Origin of the sequence: Porifericola rhodea (assembly GCF_030506305.1) — a bacterium.
In the GTDB taxonomy this organism is placed as follows: Bacteria; Bacteroidota; Bacteroidia; order Cytophagales; family Cyclobacteriaceae; genus Catalinimonas; species Catalinimonas rhodea.
The window spans coordinates 2915402-2931338 of sequence record NZ_CP119421.1 but is presented as its reverse complement, the minus strand read 5'-3'; the positions used below and the strand labels follow the sequence as shown (position 1 = coordinate 2931338).

Genomic DNA, 15937 nt, shown 5'->3' with positions numbered 1-15937 from the left:
GGTATATATGTATTATGAGTTGGAAAGGTAAAGAAGCATTTGGCTTTTTAAGGTAAAGCAAACGACATTTTATCCCGACTTATAAACAGGCAAACCTTAGTGATCAAAGATAACCTAAAATAAGCCAATAGTGACACAGCCTCCCTTTAGCTTTCTTGTTACAATAAGGCTGAAAGCTTCCGGTTGCGAAACAGACATCCAAAACTTCCGCCCGTTAGAGGCAGGTTGTGACTGGAGTAAATTGTATATTGAGCTATTATTATACCATTGCACATCATGAAAGTTTCACCTCTTTTATCAGCTCTGTTTATTTTCTTTGCTGTGGGTGTGGGTCTCTACCCTCTCGTTTACCTCTTGTTAGATATGAGCGGGGGGCTGTTGGCCAGCAAACCTGATGATCTGCTAAATAGCCCATTCTGGAATATTTGTTTTTACGGACACATTAGCCTGGGAGGTTTAGCTTTGCTTAGTGGGTGCTCTCAGTTTTTCAAAAAGTTTAGAAACAAACACCTCAGGCTACACCGTAAGCTAGGCTTCGTCTATATCAGCTCCGTAATGCTGAGTGGTTTGTTTAGCCTGTATATTGCTTACTATACCCCTGGTGGTATTGTTGCCGTCTTAGGCTTTGAGGTACTTGGCATTCTCTGGTTGTATACCACACTTAAAGCCTTTCGGGCTATCCTACAAAAAAATTTAGACCAGCACGAAAACTGGATGATGCGCAGCTACGCCCTTACCTTTGCAGCAGTAAGCTTGCGTTTATGGATGCCAATCCTTATCGGACTTATTGGGCTAAGCTTTATACAGGCCTACACCTTTATCGCATGGTGGTGCTGGGTTCCCAATCTTATGGTTGCCCAATGGTTCATCAGCAAAAAGTATAAGAGAGCCCAGTATAAAGCATATTCGTAAATAAGTAAGTAGCTCTCACGCTAAGAGCGATTGCTTCAGGTTTCTTTTATGGGGTAGAATTGGTAGATTATCTCACAAAAGAATATACATGGACGTATCAATACAATTTTTAGGTGCAGCACAATCAGTTACCGGCTCCAAACACTTACTACATTTTGACCACTTTCAGGTACTTATGGATTGCGGACTCTTCCAGGGGCTAAAGAAATTACGCTTACGCAACTGGGACCCTTTTCCAATGAACGTATCGGAAGTAGAAGCATTAGTACTCTCACATGCCCATATAGACCATATTGGTTATTTGCCCAAACTGGTGAAAGAAGGTTTTAAAGGGCCGGTTTATTGTACTTCCGCAACCGCTGACCTGGCAAAGATTCTGCTGTTAGACTCTGCCAAGTTGCAGGAAGAAGAGGCAGAGTGGGCTAAGAAAAAAGGCTATTCTAAGCACAATCCTCCCAAACCATTATACACTACCGAAGAAGCGGAAAACGCTTTTGCACTCTTTCAGCCCTATGAGTTTGATGAAGATATTTACTTGCGGGATAACATTCGCATTAAATTTCATAATGCCGGCCATATTCTGGGTGCAGCCTGGGTAGAACTTACCGTACAAACGCAGAAGCAGCAAAAAACCATTGTATTTTCCGGCGATATTGGACGCTATCATCAGGCCGTATTACGCAATCCGGTATCTATGAAGCAGGCAGATGTATTAATTACCGAATCTACTTACGGCGACCGGGAGAATCTGTTTGAAGACCCTTCAGATGAAATCGCTGAGATTATCAATGAGGCTATGGGTCGCGGAGGTTGCTTGTTAATTCCAGCCTTTGCGTTGGGGCGTACACAAACTGTTATGTACTATTTGAAAAGCCTGATGGTAAGCGGTAAAATTCCTAAAGTGCCTGTGTACCTGGACAGCCCTATGGCTATTAGTATGACTCAGCTTTACAAGCGCCACTTTAGCTACCATAAGCTACGTGATGAAGACCTGGAAGGAGAATCCATTTTTGACTACGAGCTGTTTAACTACTACCGTAGCGTACCTGCTTCGCAAAGTATTAACGATATCAAGCGCAATGCTATTATTGTTTCTTCCAGCGGTATGTGCACAGGTGGACGTATTCTTCACCATCTTTTTCACCGCCTGCAACGCGAAGAAGATACTATACTCTTTGTAGGCTATCAGGCAAAAGGGACACGCGGAAGAGATATACTGGAAGAGCGTAAAACCATCAGGATTTTCGGGCAGAATGTACCCCTTAAAATGCAGGTTCGTAAAATTGATGGGCTATCTGCGCATGCAGATAAGAATGAATTACTTAAATGGGTAAGCACTTTACAAGAAGCTCCCAAGCGCACTTTTATTGTACATGGAGAAATTGAAAGTGCTGGCGCATTACAACGAACTCTTTCCGATGATTTAGGGTGGAGTAATGTACACGTGCCCGATTATATGGAGCAGTATCAGCTTTTTCAGAATTTATAAAATACTTGTATTCTACCACCTGATTTTGACTAATTATAGGAGTAATAGTACTAACATTTATTATTTATAAGTTATTGCCTATCCTCCAAAAGTAAACTCACGATAGATATCCCAGTATTTGCCGTTATGCTTAAGAAGGAAAATGCTATGGGCATCAAACTGGGCTTCGTACTTTTTATTTTGAAACTGCTGCCAGGCCTGCACAAATTGTTCAGGTTTTAAGTCACGAGTAGCAATAGTCATGTGAGGATGCATCTTTTTGTTCAGTTCTTCTGCCTTAAACCCAAAGGTAAGTGTCAACATTTTTTTAAGGCTGTGGTGGAGTTGAATAACAGGCTGATGCTCCTCCACCCTGACGTAAATTACCCTATCTGAAAAATGGTCAAAACCATTAATCCTGACAGAAAACGAAGACTGAGCGGCGGCCCATTCTGCCAGGCCTTCAACAAGCTTGTTTTCTTCCTTCTCGTCTTTTTTAAAAGGCATTTGTAAGGTGATGTGTGCTGGTGACTTCAGGGCATGGGAGGCTTGGTAGCTTGCTTTCATTTCCTCCTTAAAGCCTTTTACTTCTACCCTGATTTGCGGAGGAGGTATAAGTGCGATAAAGTAAAGTTTCATGGGCAGCAGTTTCAGTTGACATGCAAAAGAACAAACTAGTTTTTGTTGTTTCAGCTTATGGTCAGGCTTTATGAAAAATCATACTGAAGGTAGTGCCCGCATCCGGTTGGTTGGAGGCAATATGTAAACTACCACCGATTTTCTCCATAAACTCTTTACTCAAACTTAGCCCCAGGCCAGTGCCTTTTTCTCCTTTAGTACCTAATGCCGGTTCTTTTACGATATCAAAAATCTGCTTAATTTGTTCTTCGGAGATGCCTACGCCTTCGTCTTTTACTTTTACCAGCACTTTGGTCGTATCTTCTGCCGCAGAAATTGTAATGGTAGTGCCCTTGGGAGAAAATTTGATAGCATTGTTGAGCAGGTTACGAGCTACAATATAAGTCATTTCCTCATCTGCCTTAATAGACAACCCTTCCGGGCACTGCAAGTCTATCCGCAATTGTTTTTCCCGTATATGATACTCGTATAGATCTAGAGTTTTTTGCAAAAGATCCTTCACATTCATATTCACAAGCTTGGGAGAAAACCCTCCCATCTGGTTTTTTGACCATAGTAGGGTGTGCTCAACAAAGTCAGAAGTACGGGTAAGTTTAGCTTTTAGCTGAGGAAGCAGCTCTTCAACTTCTTCCATATTTAGCAGTTTATGCTCCAGCAGGTGGAGGAAGCCCTGTAGCGAGTCCAGAGGAGAGCGCACATCATGAGAGAGTATAGAAAGCAATCTGTCTTTTACTACATTTAGCTTCTGATACTCTTCATGTTCATTACTGATCTCATCATATTGCTGCTCTATGATTTGGGCTTGCTGGTACCTTTCGTACTTGTTCTTCTGAATCAGGTAGCCCAAAAATGCCGCAAGCAGAGACATACTCACCATATCTGGCAATTCCTGTAGCAAAAAGCGATTACCCTGCCCCAGTGCAAAGGTATAGACGATATACATTAGCATAATGATTCCATTGGTGATCAGACTTTTGTTAAAAGAAAGACCACTGATAATGTGCACAAAAAAGATCATGGCGGTAAGCAAATTGGGCAGAAAGAGCACATATGCCTGTGCGAAATAGTCGTTGATTAACCCTAAAACCGCTGCCGTCAGGATTAGGCTAAGGCTTAGCCACTGAAAGCTATCCACATTGCCTCTATGGCTTTTTATAAGTTGATAGACCAGAAGGTATAGTACCGTTGTAGATATACGAAACCAGAAAGCAGGGTCAAACTCAGCAACACGAAAATATTCAATTGGAATCAGCAATAAGTTAATCATGGCAGCGACCAAAGCTCCTCTACTAAAGTTGTATTTGTCTTTGGCGTAATTGTATGCCTGAAACTTGCGTCGCTCCTGCTTACTAATTTTTAGAAATGATAAACTTTGTTGATCCTTACCCAATCTGTATTATTTTATGTTCCGAGCAGCTAATCTGTCAACTATATTAAAGTGGGCAATTTCATCATTTTGACTAAATTTTAAAATCCCCCAGTAAATAGTGTATGACATGGTGATTTTTATTTAAAACGTATTTTTAGTCCAACAGATTAACTGAGATTAGTAAAATACTAAACGATTCCATATAAAATGTATTGCTCTTAAAATTAGCCCTCTCTCAGCCATTAAACTCTTAATATTCTCCTCCATGCCTCACTTTCATCTTAAGTGATTATTCACTTAATTAATACATTCAGTAGCATATCTATAACTACATTTTATCTTCTATGAAAAGACTCCTACACACACTCACCTACCTTTGTTTATTTTATTTTGCCTCTCCTTATGTAATGGCACAGTCTATTCCCTCTCCGGAAGAAAGCATTGGCTTCCAGATGGGGGCAGACTATAAGATTGCCGATTATACCCAGATTACGGATTATCTGAAGCTATTGGACGAAAGTAGCGAGCGGGTAATGATGAAGCAGATTGGCAGCAGTGTGCTGGGCAAGCCTTTGTATCTAATGTTTATCTCCAGTGAAGAAAACCTGAAACAGCTAGACCGTTGGAAAGAAATTAGCAGTAAGCTGGCACGGGCCCGCATCTCTGAGGAAGAAGCCCAGCAGTTGGCACAGGAAGGTAAAGCTATTGTCTGGATTGATGGTGGCATACACTCTACCGAAAAAGCCGCTACTCAGTTTCCGCCAGAGCTGGCATACCGAGTAGCTACTGAGGAAAGTCCTGAGATGCAGAAAATCAGAGAAAACGTTATTTTTCTGCTCATGCCCAATATTAATCCAGATGGGCTGGATATAGTAGCCGACTGGTACAGGAAAAACCTGGGGACCCCTTTTGAAACTACCAATCCTCCGGTGCTGTACCACTATTATGTGGGGCATGATGATAACCGCGACTGGTTTATGAACACCCAACCTGAAACCCGTGCAGTAACGAATATTCTATTTAAAGAGTGGTATCCGCAGATTGTACATAACCAGCATCAAAGCTCTCCACGCTGGGCACGAATTTTTATTCCTCCCTTCTCCAAACCGGTAAATCCAAATATTCATCCCGGAGTAGTGCATGGTGTTAATATGGTGGGCAATGAAATGGCCAGCCGTTTTGCTCAACTAAATATGCCCGGCGTAGTATCTGATGTTACTTTTACTATGTGGTGGAATGGCGGGCTGCGTACCGCTCCCTATTTTCATAACCAGATAGGTATACTTACCGAAACGGCACACACTACCCCTACCCCTCGCTTTTACCCTCCGGACTCACTACCTAAAACTATTGGCAATGGTATTCCTACCGATGGTACTGCCATTAATTACCCAGATCCATGGAAGGGTGGCGACTCACACTTCAGAGATGCAGTAGAGTATATGCTTACTGCGGGTATGGCTACCCTTAGTATTGGCGCCGACCGCAAAGACAAATGGCTGTACAATATGTACAAGATGGGTCGTGACGCTATTGAAAACCAAACTGATGCCTTTGCCTATGTAGTACCTGCTAAACAGTGGGATAGTGGAGAAGCCTATAATTTGATTAACGTATTGATGCAGGGCGGTATAGAGGTACACCAGGCTACCCGCGACTTTGAGGCTGCAGGACGCACTTTCTCCAAAGGAGATTTTATACTCTATGGGGCACAGGCTTTTCGTCCTTTCCTCAAAGACCTGATGGAGAAGCAGGAGTACCCTGACTTACGTCTTTATCCGGGTGGCCCTCCCAAAACACCCTACGATCTTGCTGGCTGGACTTTACCGATGCAAATGGGTGTGGAAGCTGTTAAAGTGACCTCTTCTTTTGAAGCTAAAACCCGTGAGTTGAGCAGCTTTGTAAAGCTGGCCGAAGGCAATGTAGAAAGCTCTGACTATGGGTTTGCTCTATCTCATCAGGAGAATGCCAGTACCTTGGCAGTCAACCACTTACTTGAACAAGGAGAGCAGCTCTACTGGCTTAGCGAAAGAGCTAATGGCATAGAAGGGGGTAGCATTATTATAAAAAAACAGGAGCGTACAGAAGAGAAACTGAAGCTGCTGGCTCAGGGGCACGGCCTTTCTTTTAAGGCTATTAATTCTCAGCCAGAAATACAGATGTACCCTTTGCAGCAGCCTAAAATCGGCCTATACAAATCGTGGGATGCCAATATGGATGAAGGCTGGACCCGCTGGTTGTTAGACCAGTACCAGTTTGACTATGACACGCTGCACGATAAAGATGTGCATGAAAAAGACCTATCTCAATACGACGCCATTATCATACCTGACCAGAGCCCTCACGAGATACTGCATGGCCATGCCCCTAACACTATGCCCGAAGAATATACAGGAGGAATCAGGTTAAAAGGAGCTTTAGCCTTGCAAAAGTTTGTAGAAGAAGGAGGGACATTAATTACGTTTGATGAAGCCAGTGATTTTGCCATTCAGCAGTTTGGGCTGCCTGTCAAAAATGTTACTGCCGGCCTCTCTAGTAAAGCCTTTTTTATTCCCGGCTCACTGGTAAAAGCTGTAGTTGCACCGCATCATCCACTTACTTTTGGGATGCAGGATACGATCGCAGCCTCGTTTTCCAGAAGTCGTGCTTTTGAGATTGTCAAGCATGAGAGAGAAGGGGAAGGCGGTAAAGAAAATATTGAGCCTGCTCCTGCCCCTCCGGTAGAGGTACTGGTTAGATATGCCAAAAAAGATATACTGATGAGCGGCTGGGCAATGGGTGAAGAAAAGGCTATTGGTGGAAAAGCAGCTATGCTGAGAGTACAACATGGCCAAGGAGATGTAGTACTTTTTGGCTTTCGCCCTCAGTTTAGAGGACAGCCCAGAGGCACATACAAGCTTATTTTTAATGCTTTATACAGCAGCACTATTAATAGTTTGCCTGAAGTTAGCCCTGAGCCAAGTATTTCTGAAAGTGAATAAAACAAAACTGACCTGTAGTCTTTCCTACAGGTCAGTTTTACTTTAAGTTAAGAATGAATTTAATGGTGTCTAGCATTGTTATCTGACATGCCACTTCCAATAAAACACCCAATAGCCTGAGTATTGTCTTTTAGAATTGTTTCTCCTTGCAGATAGGCCTTAAGCGCATCTTTAAGGTAGTGTTCAGTAATTATTCTACGATAGCGTCCTAATTCGTAAAACCAATTGTCTATTGCCCCCCTATAAAGCAGTTTAGCATCTTTACTGATCAAATATACTTCTGGGGTAACTTCAGCGCTGATTGCTCTGGCGAATTTGAGTTGAGGGTCTAGCAGGTGGGTAAAGGGATAATTGTAGTCTTCTGCAAACTTCCTGATTTTATCTTTTGTAATACCTACTACAGGATATACTGCTACAGAAGCAATTCCTTGTTGCTCGTATTCCTGCGATAACTCACGAATAGTAGCACCATATTTTTGTGAAACCGGACAATCAGGATCTAACACAAAGACCATAAGTCCGTTACTGCTCAGAATATCTTTAACGGCTTTGGGCTTGCCCTCTGCAGAAGCAAGCGAAATACTTAGCCAATTGTTATTTTGCCCTACAGAACCATGATATGTTAGTAATAACCATATTAAAAAAATAATATTCTTATATATACTTAAATTACCTGCTTTCATAGCTATACCCTTCTTTTTATTATCAGTAGCAATTTAATATATTACATATTGTTGTAGTTACTAATATGCCATTTTCTCCTAAGGGTATATCTTTATTGAAGTTATACATAACCCAATATGAAATACACTATACCAATGCTTTTGGTATTGTTATGCTCAGTGCCGCTTAAAGCACAACAGCTTACATTTAATGAGCATATAGCGCCTATTATCCATAGCAATTGTACACCCTGCCACCGTCCTGGCGAAGTTGGGCCTTTTAGCCTGATTACTTACGAAGATGTAGCCAAGCGCTCAAAGTTCATCAGATATGTAACCCAGACCCGCTATATGCCTCCCTGGAAGGCTGATCCCTCTTTTCAGCATTACCAGAATGAGCGTTTATTAAGTCAGCAAGAAATTGATAAAATTGCGCAGTGGATAGATTCCGGAGCCCCTGAGGGGAAGACCAAACTAACTCTGCCAGAGTACCATTCTGAGTCTCAAATGCAAGCCGAGCCAGACCTGGTACTCACTATGAGCGAGGCTTTTACAATTCCTGCTACTGCTACGGAAGAGTTTCGCTTTTTCTGTTTGCCCACCATGCTGGAGAAAGAAGTATATCTAAAAGCGATAGAGTTTCGCCCTGGCAACCGCCAATTTGTGCATCATAGTCGTATTATGCTTGACACCACCAATCTTATTCGTGGCATTGATGGCCTCTCTGAGCTAGACCCACAGGTTCAGGAATTTTATAAAATACCTTTGGCAGAAGAGTTTTTGTATGGCTGGGTACCGGGCAATATGCCTTTCATATACCCTGAGGGTACAGGCAAGCTTCTTCCTGAAAATAGCGACCTGATTCTTAATATACATTATGCACCCTCAGCTACAGAAGCGGAAGACCAATCTACTATTAAACTGTACTTCTCGGATAAGCCTATTGTAAAAGAAGTAGAAATTATGACCTTACGTGAGACTGATATTATTAACCAGCCCTTCGTAATACCGGCAGGTACTACTCCGAAGTTTTACATGCGCTCTGCCCCTCTGGAGCAGGCAATAGACGTTATTTCCGTTTTACCACATATGCACACTTTGGGTAAAACTTTCAGGGCTTTTGCTATTACACCCGCCGGAGATTTGGTGCCCTTTGTTAAGATTGACGACTGGGATTTTAATTGGCAATCCAGCTATGTATTTGAAGATTTATTACAAGTTCCTGCCGGCTCTGTGATATACGCCGAAGCTACCTACGATAATACCTCAAATAATCCTGAGAACCCTAACTACCCTCCTGCTGAAGTAACTTATGGTTGGAATACAACTGATGAAATGATGAATTTTATCATTTACTATGTAAGATCAGATACAGAGAAATAAAACACAGGAAAAAACAAAATAACTTTGTGAGTTTAATGGGCTTTATTGTAAACAAAAAAAGGTGCCCTAAGGCACCTTTTAGTTAGTTGAAGTGATACTATTCATTTTCTGTACATAAATCCAGGGTAATCTTACCAGCAGGCGGTGCAGGACCACCAGAGGCAATTGTATTGCCCTTCTCTGTAGTAATGCTATAGGTAACTTCAGAGTCATAGTCTCCTGAAACAAACTCAAAAGCCAGACTGGTAGTACCTTCGGGTACGGTTACTACAGTTGTTCCTGAAGAGCCAGCATCAAGTGTATAAGATGTGGTTACATCATCAATAACTACGTTTATTGCTGCTCCATTCCATCCATCGCCATAAGAATCTGCCATAGATATAGTATAGTCCTGAGCAGGCTCTTTAATAATCTGCCCACACTCCAGTATCCAGCTTACTTCACAGTTAGCTCCAGGTAACTCAGTACAAACAGAAGGTGACCATGAGTCAAACACAAGACCATCAGTAGTATAAAGAATCCAACGAATAGAAAAGTTATCTCCTGAAATAAAGGGGGTGTTATCCGTCCTGCTAGGTTTAAATTCATTACTGAATACTGACTCTGCATTACCATCATCGTCATAGTCAAATGTAGCTTCTTTGTAAAGCTCAAAAACATCTTCTTGCGAAATTGAGATTGTAGTATTCTCACGGTTAGCAGGTATCTCACTACCTTCTATGCTCATGTAAAACTTACCTTCTTCACCACCATGAGCAGCAACAAGAGGGTTTCTGTCTATGTCAACGTAATTTTCATTGAATAGCACAAATACATCAATTTTATCTACTTCCAGTTCTCCATCTATTGAGATCCACTGCAAGTTAATGTTAAGATCTTCCGAAGATTCCCCTTTGATAAAATTTGTGGGAGAGTCTTCAGCAAATTGTCCATAAGCATGAACCCCTGAAAGAGGCTCAATGTATGGATTTAAATCTTCGTCTTCGCAGGCGGTGCTAAGCATTAACAAGCCTGCCAAAACCATTGTAAAATATAATATGGGATATTTTTTCATAGTAGTCATGTTAATTATTCACCTTCACCATCTACTTCATCCAAAAAGATTTTATCACGGTCAAAGGCTATATCCTTTTGTTCAGCTGTCACACTTTGGTTAAAGTTAAGGTCATCCTGCGCATAAGGTAATCTTAGCGCAAAGTCACGGCGAGGCTGAATTGGGATTTGCAGGTCGTTAGGAAAACCTGTTCTACGGTATGCATTGTAGATTTCAAAACCATTACCAAAGTTGGTAAACCAAGCTTGCTTCAATACTACATTCAATTTCGCATTGGTTGTAGGGGCCTGGTCATAGCGGGCTAACCAAAGGTTTACATAATTATTAATTGCCCCGGTCTCATTAGTGGTTATTTCCTCACCGTCAGCATTCTCCGTAGTTAATGTGTAGTCACCCAGTGGTTTTCCAATATACTCATCTATATTTTCACCTTCATCAGGTACTCCGGAAGGGTCGTTCTCTCTCCCAAACGCAACAACTTTATCAATATGCTCTCTGATTACATCTTCCAGCATTTCACGTACATCAGCTTCTGTACCCGCATAGTTTCCGGTTAAGATAGCTTCCATTTTATAAAATTTAACCATCTCACTAGTAATCATAGGAAACAACCCGGCACCTGTTCCGGCATTACCTGAAGCACTTTCTGGTTTATCGTCAAATAAGCCAGCAGCAGGGTACACACCGATAGCAGAACGTATAGCACCATCTAAAGGAATACCCGATGGGTCTGACCGATCACGACCAAATATACCAGCAAGGAATGCTTCCGCATCTGCATCAAAGGCCTTTCCCTTATCTGAATAAAGGCGTTCAATCATGGCAGGGTTTAGCACCAAATATGCGTACGTACAACCCGTGATCTGAGAGCAGGGTGTCGTCTGACGGTCAGAGGCATCATTCTGATCCAGTATGGTAGTGGTCTGACGTTTGATGTAAAAAGGACGGCGAGGATCCTCAAAGTCAAGCATTTCTACCATAAACTGGTGGCCCAGATAAGTAAAGTTGTATGCACTGGTTGTGTAACCATCAACATACCAGGGGTGCCTGTTTTCGTTTTCAGGGTTATTGATACTACTAAACTGGAACGTAAAATCATCTGAACCGCTCAGAATAAGGTCATTCTCATCAATAAGCGCCGTGATAGCCGCGCTATTGTCTTGTACCAGGCGCGTGTTGATTAGCATACGGAGTTTTAGAGATTTACCCATTTTAATCCATTGGCTTACATCTCCATTATAAATTGGATCTCCGGTTACTGCTACCACACTATTCTGTTGCAGGTTGGCAATAGCCTCATCAATCAGGGCCAAAAGATCCTGATAGATAGCAGCATCATCATCGTATTTTGGGTACTTAATTACTTCCTCACTGTCTGCTTTAAGGGCTTCGGTGTAAGGAATATCTCCCCAAAGTTCTACCATCAAGCTATAGTAGTACGCTTTTAGCAACTGACCTATACCCAGATAGTATGGGTTATTGCCCTGCTCTTCGGCTATATCAATGAGCGCCTGTACATCTTTAAGCGGATCATAGAAAAGCTCTTGCCAATCTAAGTTGTAGGTATTGTTGGTAAGATCAAAACCATCATCACCTTGCTCCGCCAGTATACCTACAAAGCTGTGCATATTAGAGTTAAGGTCTTCTGCAAATATCTCAGACCCTGTTAGCAAAATGTTTGATAACAAAAGGTTTGGAGCCGCCTCAGTAGGATTGTTAGGATCCTCGTTGATGTCCAGGTCAGTTAGCTCGCAGCTACTGATCCATAAGGATAGCATCAACAGCATTGAATATTTTATATGATTAATTTTCATAGAGAAAATTTACTTAATGTTTTACATAGGTGGCAGTAATCTTACTGCCCTGATTATGCAGATATTTTTAGAAAGTTACCGTTAGGTTAACCCCATAACGTTTGGTAGTAGGGAAAGCGCCATAGTCAAATCCCTGCACGTTAGAACCAGCTGGCTCAGCCAGTACTTCGGGGTCAAAGTTGAGACCTTCCAGGAAGTTAGGCGCTTTGAACCAGAGGTTACGTCCGGTAAACATGACTCTTACTGAGCCAAAAGGAGTCTTCTCCAGTACATTGGTCGGTAATGTATAGCCCAAGCCAACTTCTCGCAGGCGAATTGTAGTACCATCGTAGACGTTCACTTCATCCTGACCGTATGCACCAAAACCATTGGTAAAGTGGTAGTCAAATGCAGTTACCGGAGTTGTGTTAACTATTTTTTCACCATTTTCGTCAAGTACTGGCTCAAATGTTTGAGGATCACCGTATACGCCAGGCATTACTCTCAAACCTTCACGATCTTCGGAAATTTGCAGCTGCCCTCTAAGAAGCAGAGATGCGGCGGTAGCTGAGTAGATATCTCCTCCCTGTTTCCAGTCTAGAAGTGCTCTCAACGTAATGCCTTTGAAGGTAAAAGTATTGGTGATACCTAAAAGGAAGTCAGGATTAGGATCGCCAATGACATCATTAGTAGGTAGAGGGAACGGCAAACCAGAATCTTTATTGATAAGCAGGTTGCCTTCATCATCTCTGGCGTTAATACTTCCATAGATTTGTCCGTAAGGCAGACCTTCTCTATGTATGGTACCCAGTGTAGAAAGAGGACCACCAACGAATATTTCTCCCGCAGGACCAGCATCTACTACTTTGGTTTCAATTTTGGTAAATGCAGAGTAGATGTTCCAGGTAAAGCCGCTGCTGGTTTTAACTGGCGTAAGGTCTAAACCTATCTCCCAACCTTTATTTTGCAGTTCACCAATGTTTACCCACTCAGTATCAAAACCACTGGTAACAGGTAGCTTGGCACGTGCAATCTGATCAGTAGAAGATCTGTTGAACCAGGTAAGATCTAAACCTATACGGCCCTGAAATAATTGAGCTTCTAAGCCCACTTCCGTTTCAGTGGTAAACTCTGGCTTCAGATTTACATTGCCTAGTGTATTTTGTAATGAAGCTCTGTTGTAGTCGTTAGAACCAACAGTAAGAGGCTGTAGAATATTAAAGTAAGTAGCTGTCAGATAAGGATCTGGCTCATTACCAACCTGAGATCTCGCTGCTCTTATTTTAGCAAAATTCAGGATGTTGCCCCCGATATCAAATGCATCAGTAACAATTAAAGATGCACTTACACCAGGATAGAAGTAGCTGTTACTTCCGGGAGGCAAGGTAGAAGACCAGTCGTTACGCCCAACTACGTTTAAGTACAGATAATCGTTGTAAGAGAACTGCAAATCTGTGTAGGCAGCATAATAACGACGAAGTGAGCTAAAATCCCAGTTTACGGTCGTTTGTGTCGTTGCGTCAGTATTATAAAGTCCATCCAGACCATCTGATATAATTCCTGAGCCGGTCACTTTTCTACGACTTCTCTCTCTTTGGTTAAGGTTGAAACCTACTATACCTCTAAAAGCAAAAGACTCATTAATATCTTTTGTTACCGTAGCAATAACGTTATAATCCTGCTCAGTATAAGATACATCTTCTGTGTAAATTCTTCCTGCAGGAAGAGAAGCACCACCACTTCTTACGATATCTTTACGCGCATCATTATATGTGTTTATTCCTCCTTTAGCAGTTAAGTTAAGCCATTCTCCAATGTCGTAAGAAAGTGTCATGTTACCATAAATACGGTTTACATCACTTCTGTATTTGTTATACTTGGCAATCCATAGGGGGTTATCCAATGCGCGGTAAAAAACATTAGAACCATCTATCGGACTTTCATAAGGGTAGCCGTTCAGGTTATAGTTACGTGGCAGGTAGTACAGGCGCTGAAACAACGAAGTAGAAGTAGCTGTGGTGTAATCAGCGTAGAAGCTACCACCAGACTGCGGAGTTTCCTGCGTTGTGTTTACATAGGTTACATTTCCTGAAAGAAAAAGTCCGTTGTCTAACTGTCCGTTACCTCCAAAGTTTAGGCTGCTTCTGGTAGCCTCTGAATTAGGTACTATACCTTTGTTGCTCATGTGAGAGAAACCACCGGTAAGGCTTGATTTTTCTCCACCAGAAGTAATATTAATACTATTTTCAAATACGCGGCCTTCATCAAAGAAACCTCCTACAATATCATAAGGCTGAAAAGGCACATCTACACCCACTGGCGTACCTGTCCCCCAAAGCGGATCGTTAGGATCAGTCACAAACCCTCCATCTACGATATATCCTTTTACCAGTTCAGGAAAGAGCAAATCATATCTTTCACTTCTACCTACTGATGTCATTACTAAAGGATGAGGAATATATCCGGCAGGTGTGGCGGGAACAATTACGGTACCATCCTCGGCAGTTTCTCCACCATATATTATTTGCGAATAATTAGTACCATACTGCTGGTTTAAGCGATCTACATGCTCAGGAAAAGGAGCACCCCAGTTACCGATGAAACCTGCGTTATACAACTGGTTAGATCCCTGAGAGTATACGTCCTGATAATCTGGCAGATTAGAAACCTGCTCTACATTGTATGAACCACTATAAGTTACTTCCAGACCTTTCTTAGAGTTCTTTTTAGCAGCCTTGGTAGTAATTACTACTACACCGTTTGTTGCCCTGGAGCCGTACAAAGCCGCTGCGGCTGCACCTTTTAGTACAGTCATAGACTCTATGTTGTTAGGGTCAAGGTCAAATGCACGGTTGGAGAATGCTGAGTTATCCTGCGCAGCACTAGCTCCGGGATCGGTAGGGTCAAAGGCATTCGTTGAGTTGTCAAAAGGAATACCATCAACAACAAATAGGGGTTGGGTATTACCTGTAAGTGATGAAATACCTCTAATATTGATCTTGGTAGACTGTCCGGGAGCTCCACCACCACCGGTAATATTTACTCCGGGAAGTTTACCCTGTACAGCTCTCAAGGGATCTGGCTCAGATACCTGGGAGATTTTCTCACTGCTTACGCTGGCCACCGAATAGCCAAGAGCTTTTTTCTCCCGCTCAATACCAATCGCTGTAACTACTACTTCGGAAAGTGACTGGATATCTTCCATCATCGTTACGTTGATCGTCTGCTGGTTGCCAATGGCAACTTCTTCGCTGGTAAGACCTATAAAAGAAAAAACCAGAACTTCAGCCTGATCTGAAACCTTGAGGGAATATTTCCCTTCAATGTTGGTGATAGTACCTTCGCTGGTACCTTTTACAATTACGTTGACACCCGGTAATGGAGTGCCGTCTTCAGCAGAAGTTACTGTTCCGCTAATGACATTACTTTGTGCATATACATTTTGCACGAGTAAGCATGCCAGAAGCAAAAACCCTAACTTACTAAAGAGGTTTCCCGCAAGGGATAGTTGTGTAAAATTACCTCTCATAAAACTACAGTTAAGTTAAAATTAAACATACCACTTAGGATTAAAAGGATATAATACCTGACTTCATTAATACTTAGTCAGGTTAGAATAATATACTTAATGGATAAACACTTCATTTTACTAATATTTAACGCAAAACCCACTAAG

Annotated in this window: 10 protein-coding genes; 4 read left to right on the top strand and 6 right to left on the bottom strand. The window is 42.0% G+C overall.

The window, feature by feature from the left end; all coding sequences use genetic code 11:
* Positions 1 to 276 precede the first annotated feature (276 nt).
* Together PZB74_RS11950 and PZB74_RS11945 are read left to right on the top strand one after the other, a co-directional pair.
* Complete coding sequence (locus PZB74_RS11950) at positions 277 to 912, top strand: DUF2306 domain-containing protein (RefSeq protein ID WP_302236257.1); 636 nt, start codon at positions 277 to 279, stop codon at positions 910 to 912.
* An 88-nt stretch (positions 913 to 1000) separates the two neighbouring features.
* Entirely contained in the window at positions 1001 to 2401 is a 1401-nt protein-coding gene (locus PZB74_RS11945) for an MBL fold metallo-hydrolase RNA specificity domain-containing protein (protein ID WP_302236255.1), read from the top strand.
* Positions 2402 to 2479: 78 nt separating this feature from the next.
* Here PZB74_RS11945 and PZB74_RS11940 read toward each other — a convergent pair whose 3' ends face one another.
* Together PZB74_RS11940 and PZB74_RS11935 are read right to left on the bottom strand one after the other, a co-directional pair.
* Complete coding sequence (locus PZB74_RS11940; RefSeq protein ID WP_302236253.1) at positions 2480 to 3019, bottom strand: 2'-5' RNA ligase family protein; 540 nt, start codon at positions 3017 to 3019, stop codon at positions 2480 to 2482.
* A 61-nt stretch (positions 3020 to 3080) separates the two neighbouring features.
* Positions 3081 to 4409: a sensor histidine kinase gene (locus tag PZB74_RS11935; protein ID WP_302236252.1), complete on the bottom strand. Its 1329-nt coding sequence runs from the start codon at positions 4407 to 4409 to the stop codon at positions 3081 to 3083.
* 323 nt (positions 4410 to 4732) lie between these two features.
* Here PZB74_RS11935 and PZB74_RS11930 point away from each other — a divergent pair, with 323 nt between their 5' ends.
* Positions 4733 to 7369: a M14 family metallopeptidase gene (locus PZB74_RS11930; RefSeq protein WP_302236250.1), complete on the top strand. Its 2637-nt coding sequence runs from the start codon at positions 4733 to 4735 to the stop codon at positions 7367 to 7369.
* 59 nt (positions 7370 to 7428) lie between these two features.
* On the opposite strand, the gene PZB74_RS11925 is transcribed toward PZB74_RS11930, so the two are convergent.
* A complete protein-coding gene (locus PZB74_RS11925; protein ID WP_302236248.1) occupies positions 7429 to 8052 on the bottom strand; it encodes a redoxin domain-containing protein in 624 nt (207 codons plus the stop codon).
* Positions 8053 to 8169: 117 nt separating this feature from the next.
* On the opposite strand from PZB74_RS11925, the gene PZB74_RS11920 reads away from it, so the two are divergent.
* Positions 8170 to 9414: a monooxygenase gene (locus tag PZB74_RS11920; RefSeq protein ID WP_302236245.1), complete on the top strand. Its 1245-nt coding sequence runs from the start codon at positions 8170 to 8172 to the stop codon at positions 9412 to 9414.
* Between the two features lie 97 nt (positions 9415 to 9511).
* Here the strand turns inward: PZB74_RS11920 and PZB74_RS11915 are convergent, their stop codons facing one another.
* From PZB74_RS11915 to PZB74_RS11905, 3 genes are all read right to left on the bottom strand, one after another.
* On the bottom strand, positions 9512 to 10468 hold the full coding sequence (locus PZB74_RS11915) for a hypothetical protein (protein ID WP_302236244.1): 957 nt from the start codon (positions 10466 to 10468) through the stop codon (positions 9512 to 9514).
* A gap of 14 nt (positions 10469 to 10482) precedes the next feature.
* Positions 10483 to 12282 carry a SusD/RagB family nutrient-binding outer membrane lipoprotein gene (locus tag PZB74_RS11910; RefSeq protein ID WP_302236243.1) on the bottom strand — a complete coding sequence of 600 codons (1800 nt, stop codon included), beginning with the start codon at positions 12280 to 12282 and terminating at the stop codon, positions 10483 to 10485.
* Between the two features lie 67 nt (positions 12283 to 12349).
* A complete protein-coding gene (locus PZB74_RS11905; protein WP_302236241.1) occupies positions 12350 to 15790 on the bottom strand; it encodes a SusC/RagA family TonB-linked outer membrane protein in 3441 nt (1146 codons plus the stop codon).
* Between the last annotated feature and the right edge of the window lie 147 nt (positions 15791 to 15937).

Excerpts from the sequence above, each read along its gene's own strand:
- PZB74_RS11950 (WP_302236257.1), top strand. The coding sequence starts at position 277 with ATGAAAGTTTCACCTCTTTTATCAGCTCTGTTTATTTTCTTTGCTGTG.
- PZB74_RS11945 (WP_302236255.1), top strand. The coding sequence starts at position 1,001 with ATGGACGTATCAATACAATTTTTAGGTGCAGCACAATCAGTTACCGGC.
- PZB74_RS11940 (WP_302236253.1), bottom strand. The coding sequence starts at position 3,019 with ATGAAACTTTACTTTATCGCACTTATACCTCCTCCGCAAATCAGGGTA.
- PZB74_RS11930 (WP_302236250.1), top strand. The coding sequence starts at position 4,733 with ATGAAAAGACTCCTACACACACTCACCTACCTTTGTTTATTTTATTTT.
- PZB74_RS11925 (WP_302236248.1), bottom strand. The coding sequence starts at position 8,052 with ATGAAAGCAGGTAATTTAAGTATATATAAGAATATTATTTTTTTAATA.
- PZB74_RS11920 (WP_302236245.1), top strand. The coding sequence starts at position 8,170 with ATGAAATACACTATACCAATGCTTTTGGTATTGTTATGCTCAGTGCCG.
- PZB74_RS11915 (WP_302236244.1), bottom strand. The coding sequence starts at position 10,468 with ATGAAAAAATATCCCATATTATATTTTACAATGGTTTTGGCAGGCTTG.
- PZB74_RS11910 (WP_302236243.1), bottom strand. The coding sequence starts at position 12,282 with ATGAAAATTAATCATATAAAATATTCAATGCTGTTGATGCTATCCTTA.
- PZB74_RS11905 (WP_302236241.1), bottom strand. The coding sequence starts at position 15,790 with ATGAGAGGTAATTTTACACAACTATCCCTTGCGGGAAACCTCTTTAGT.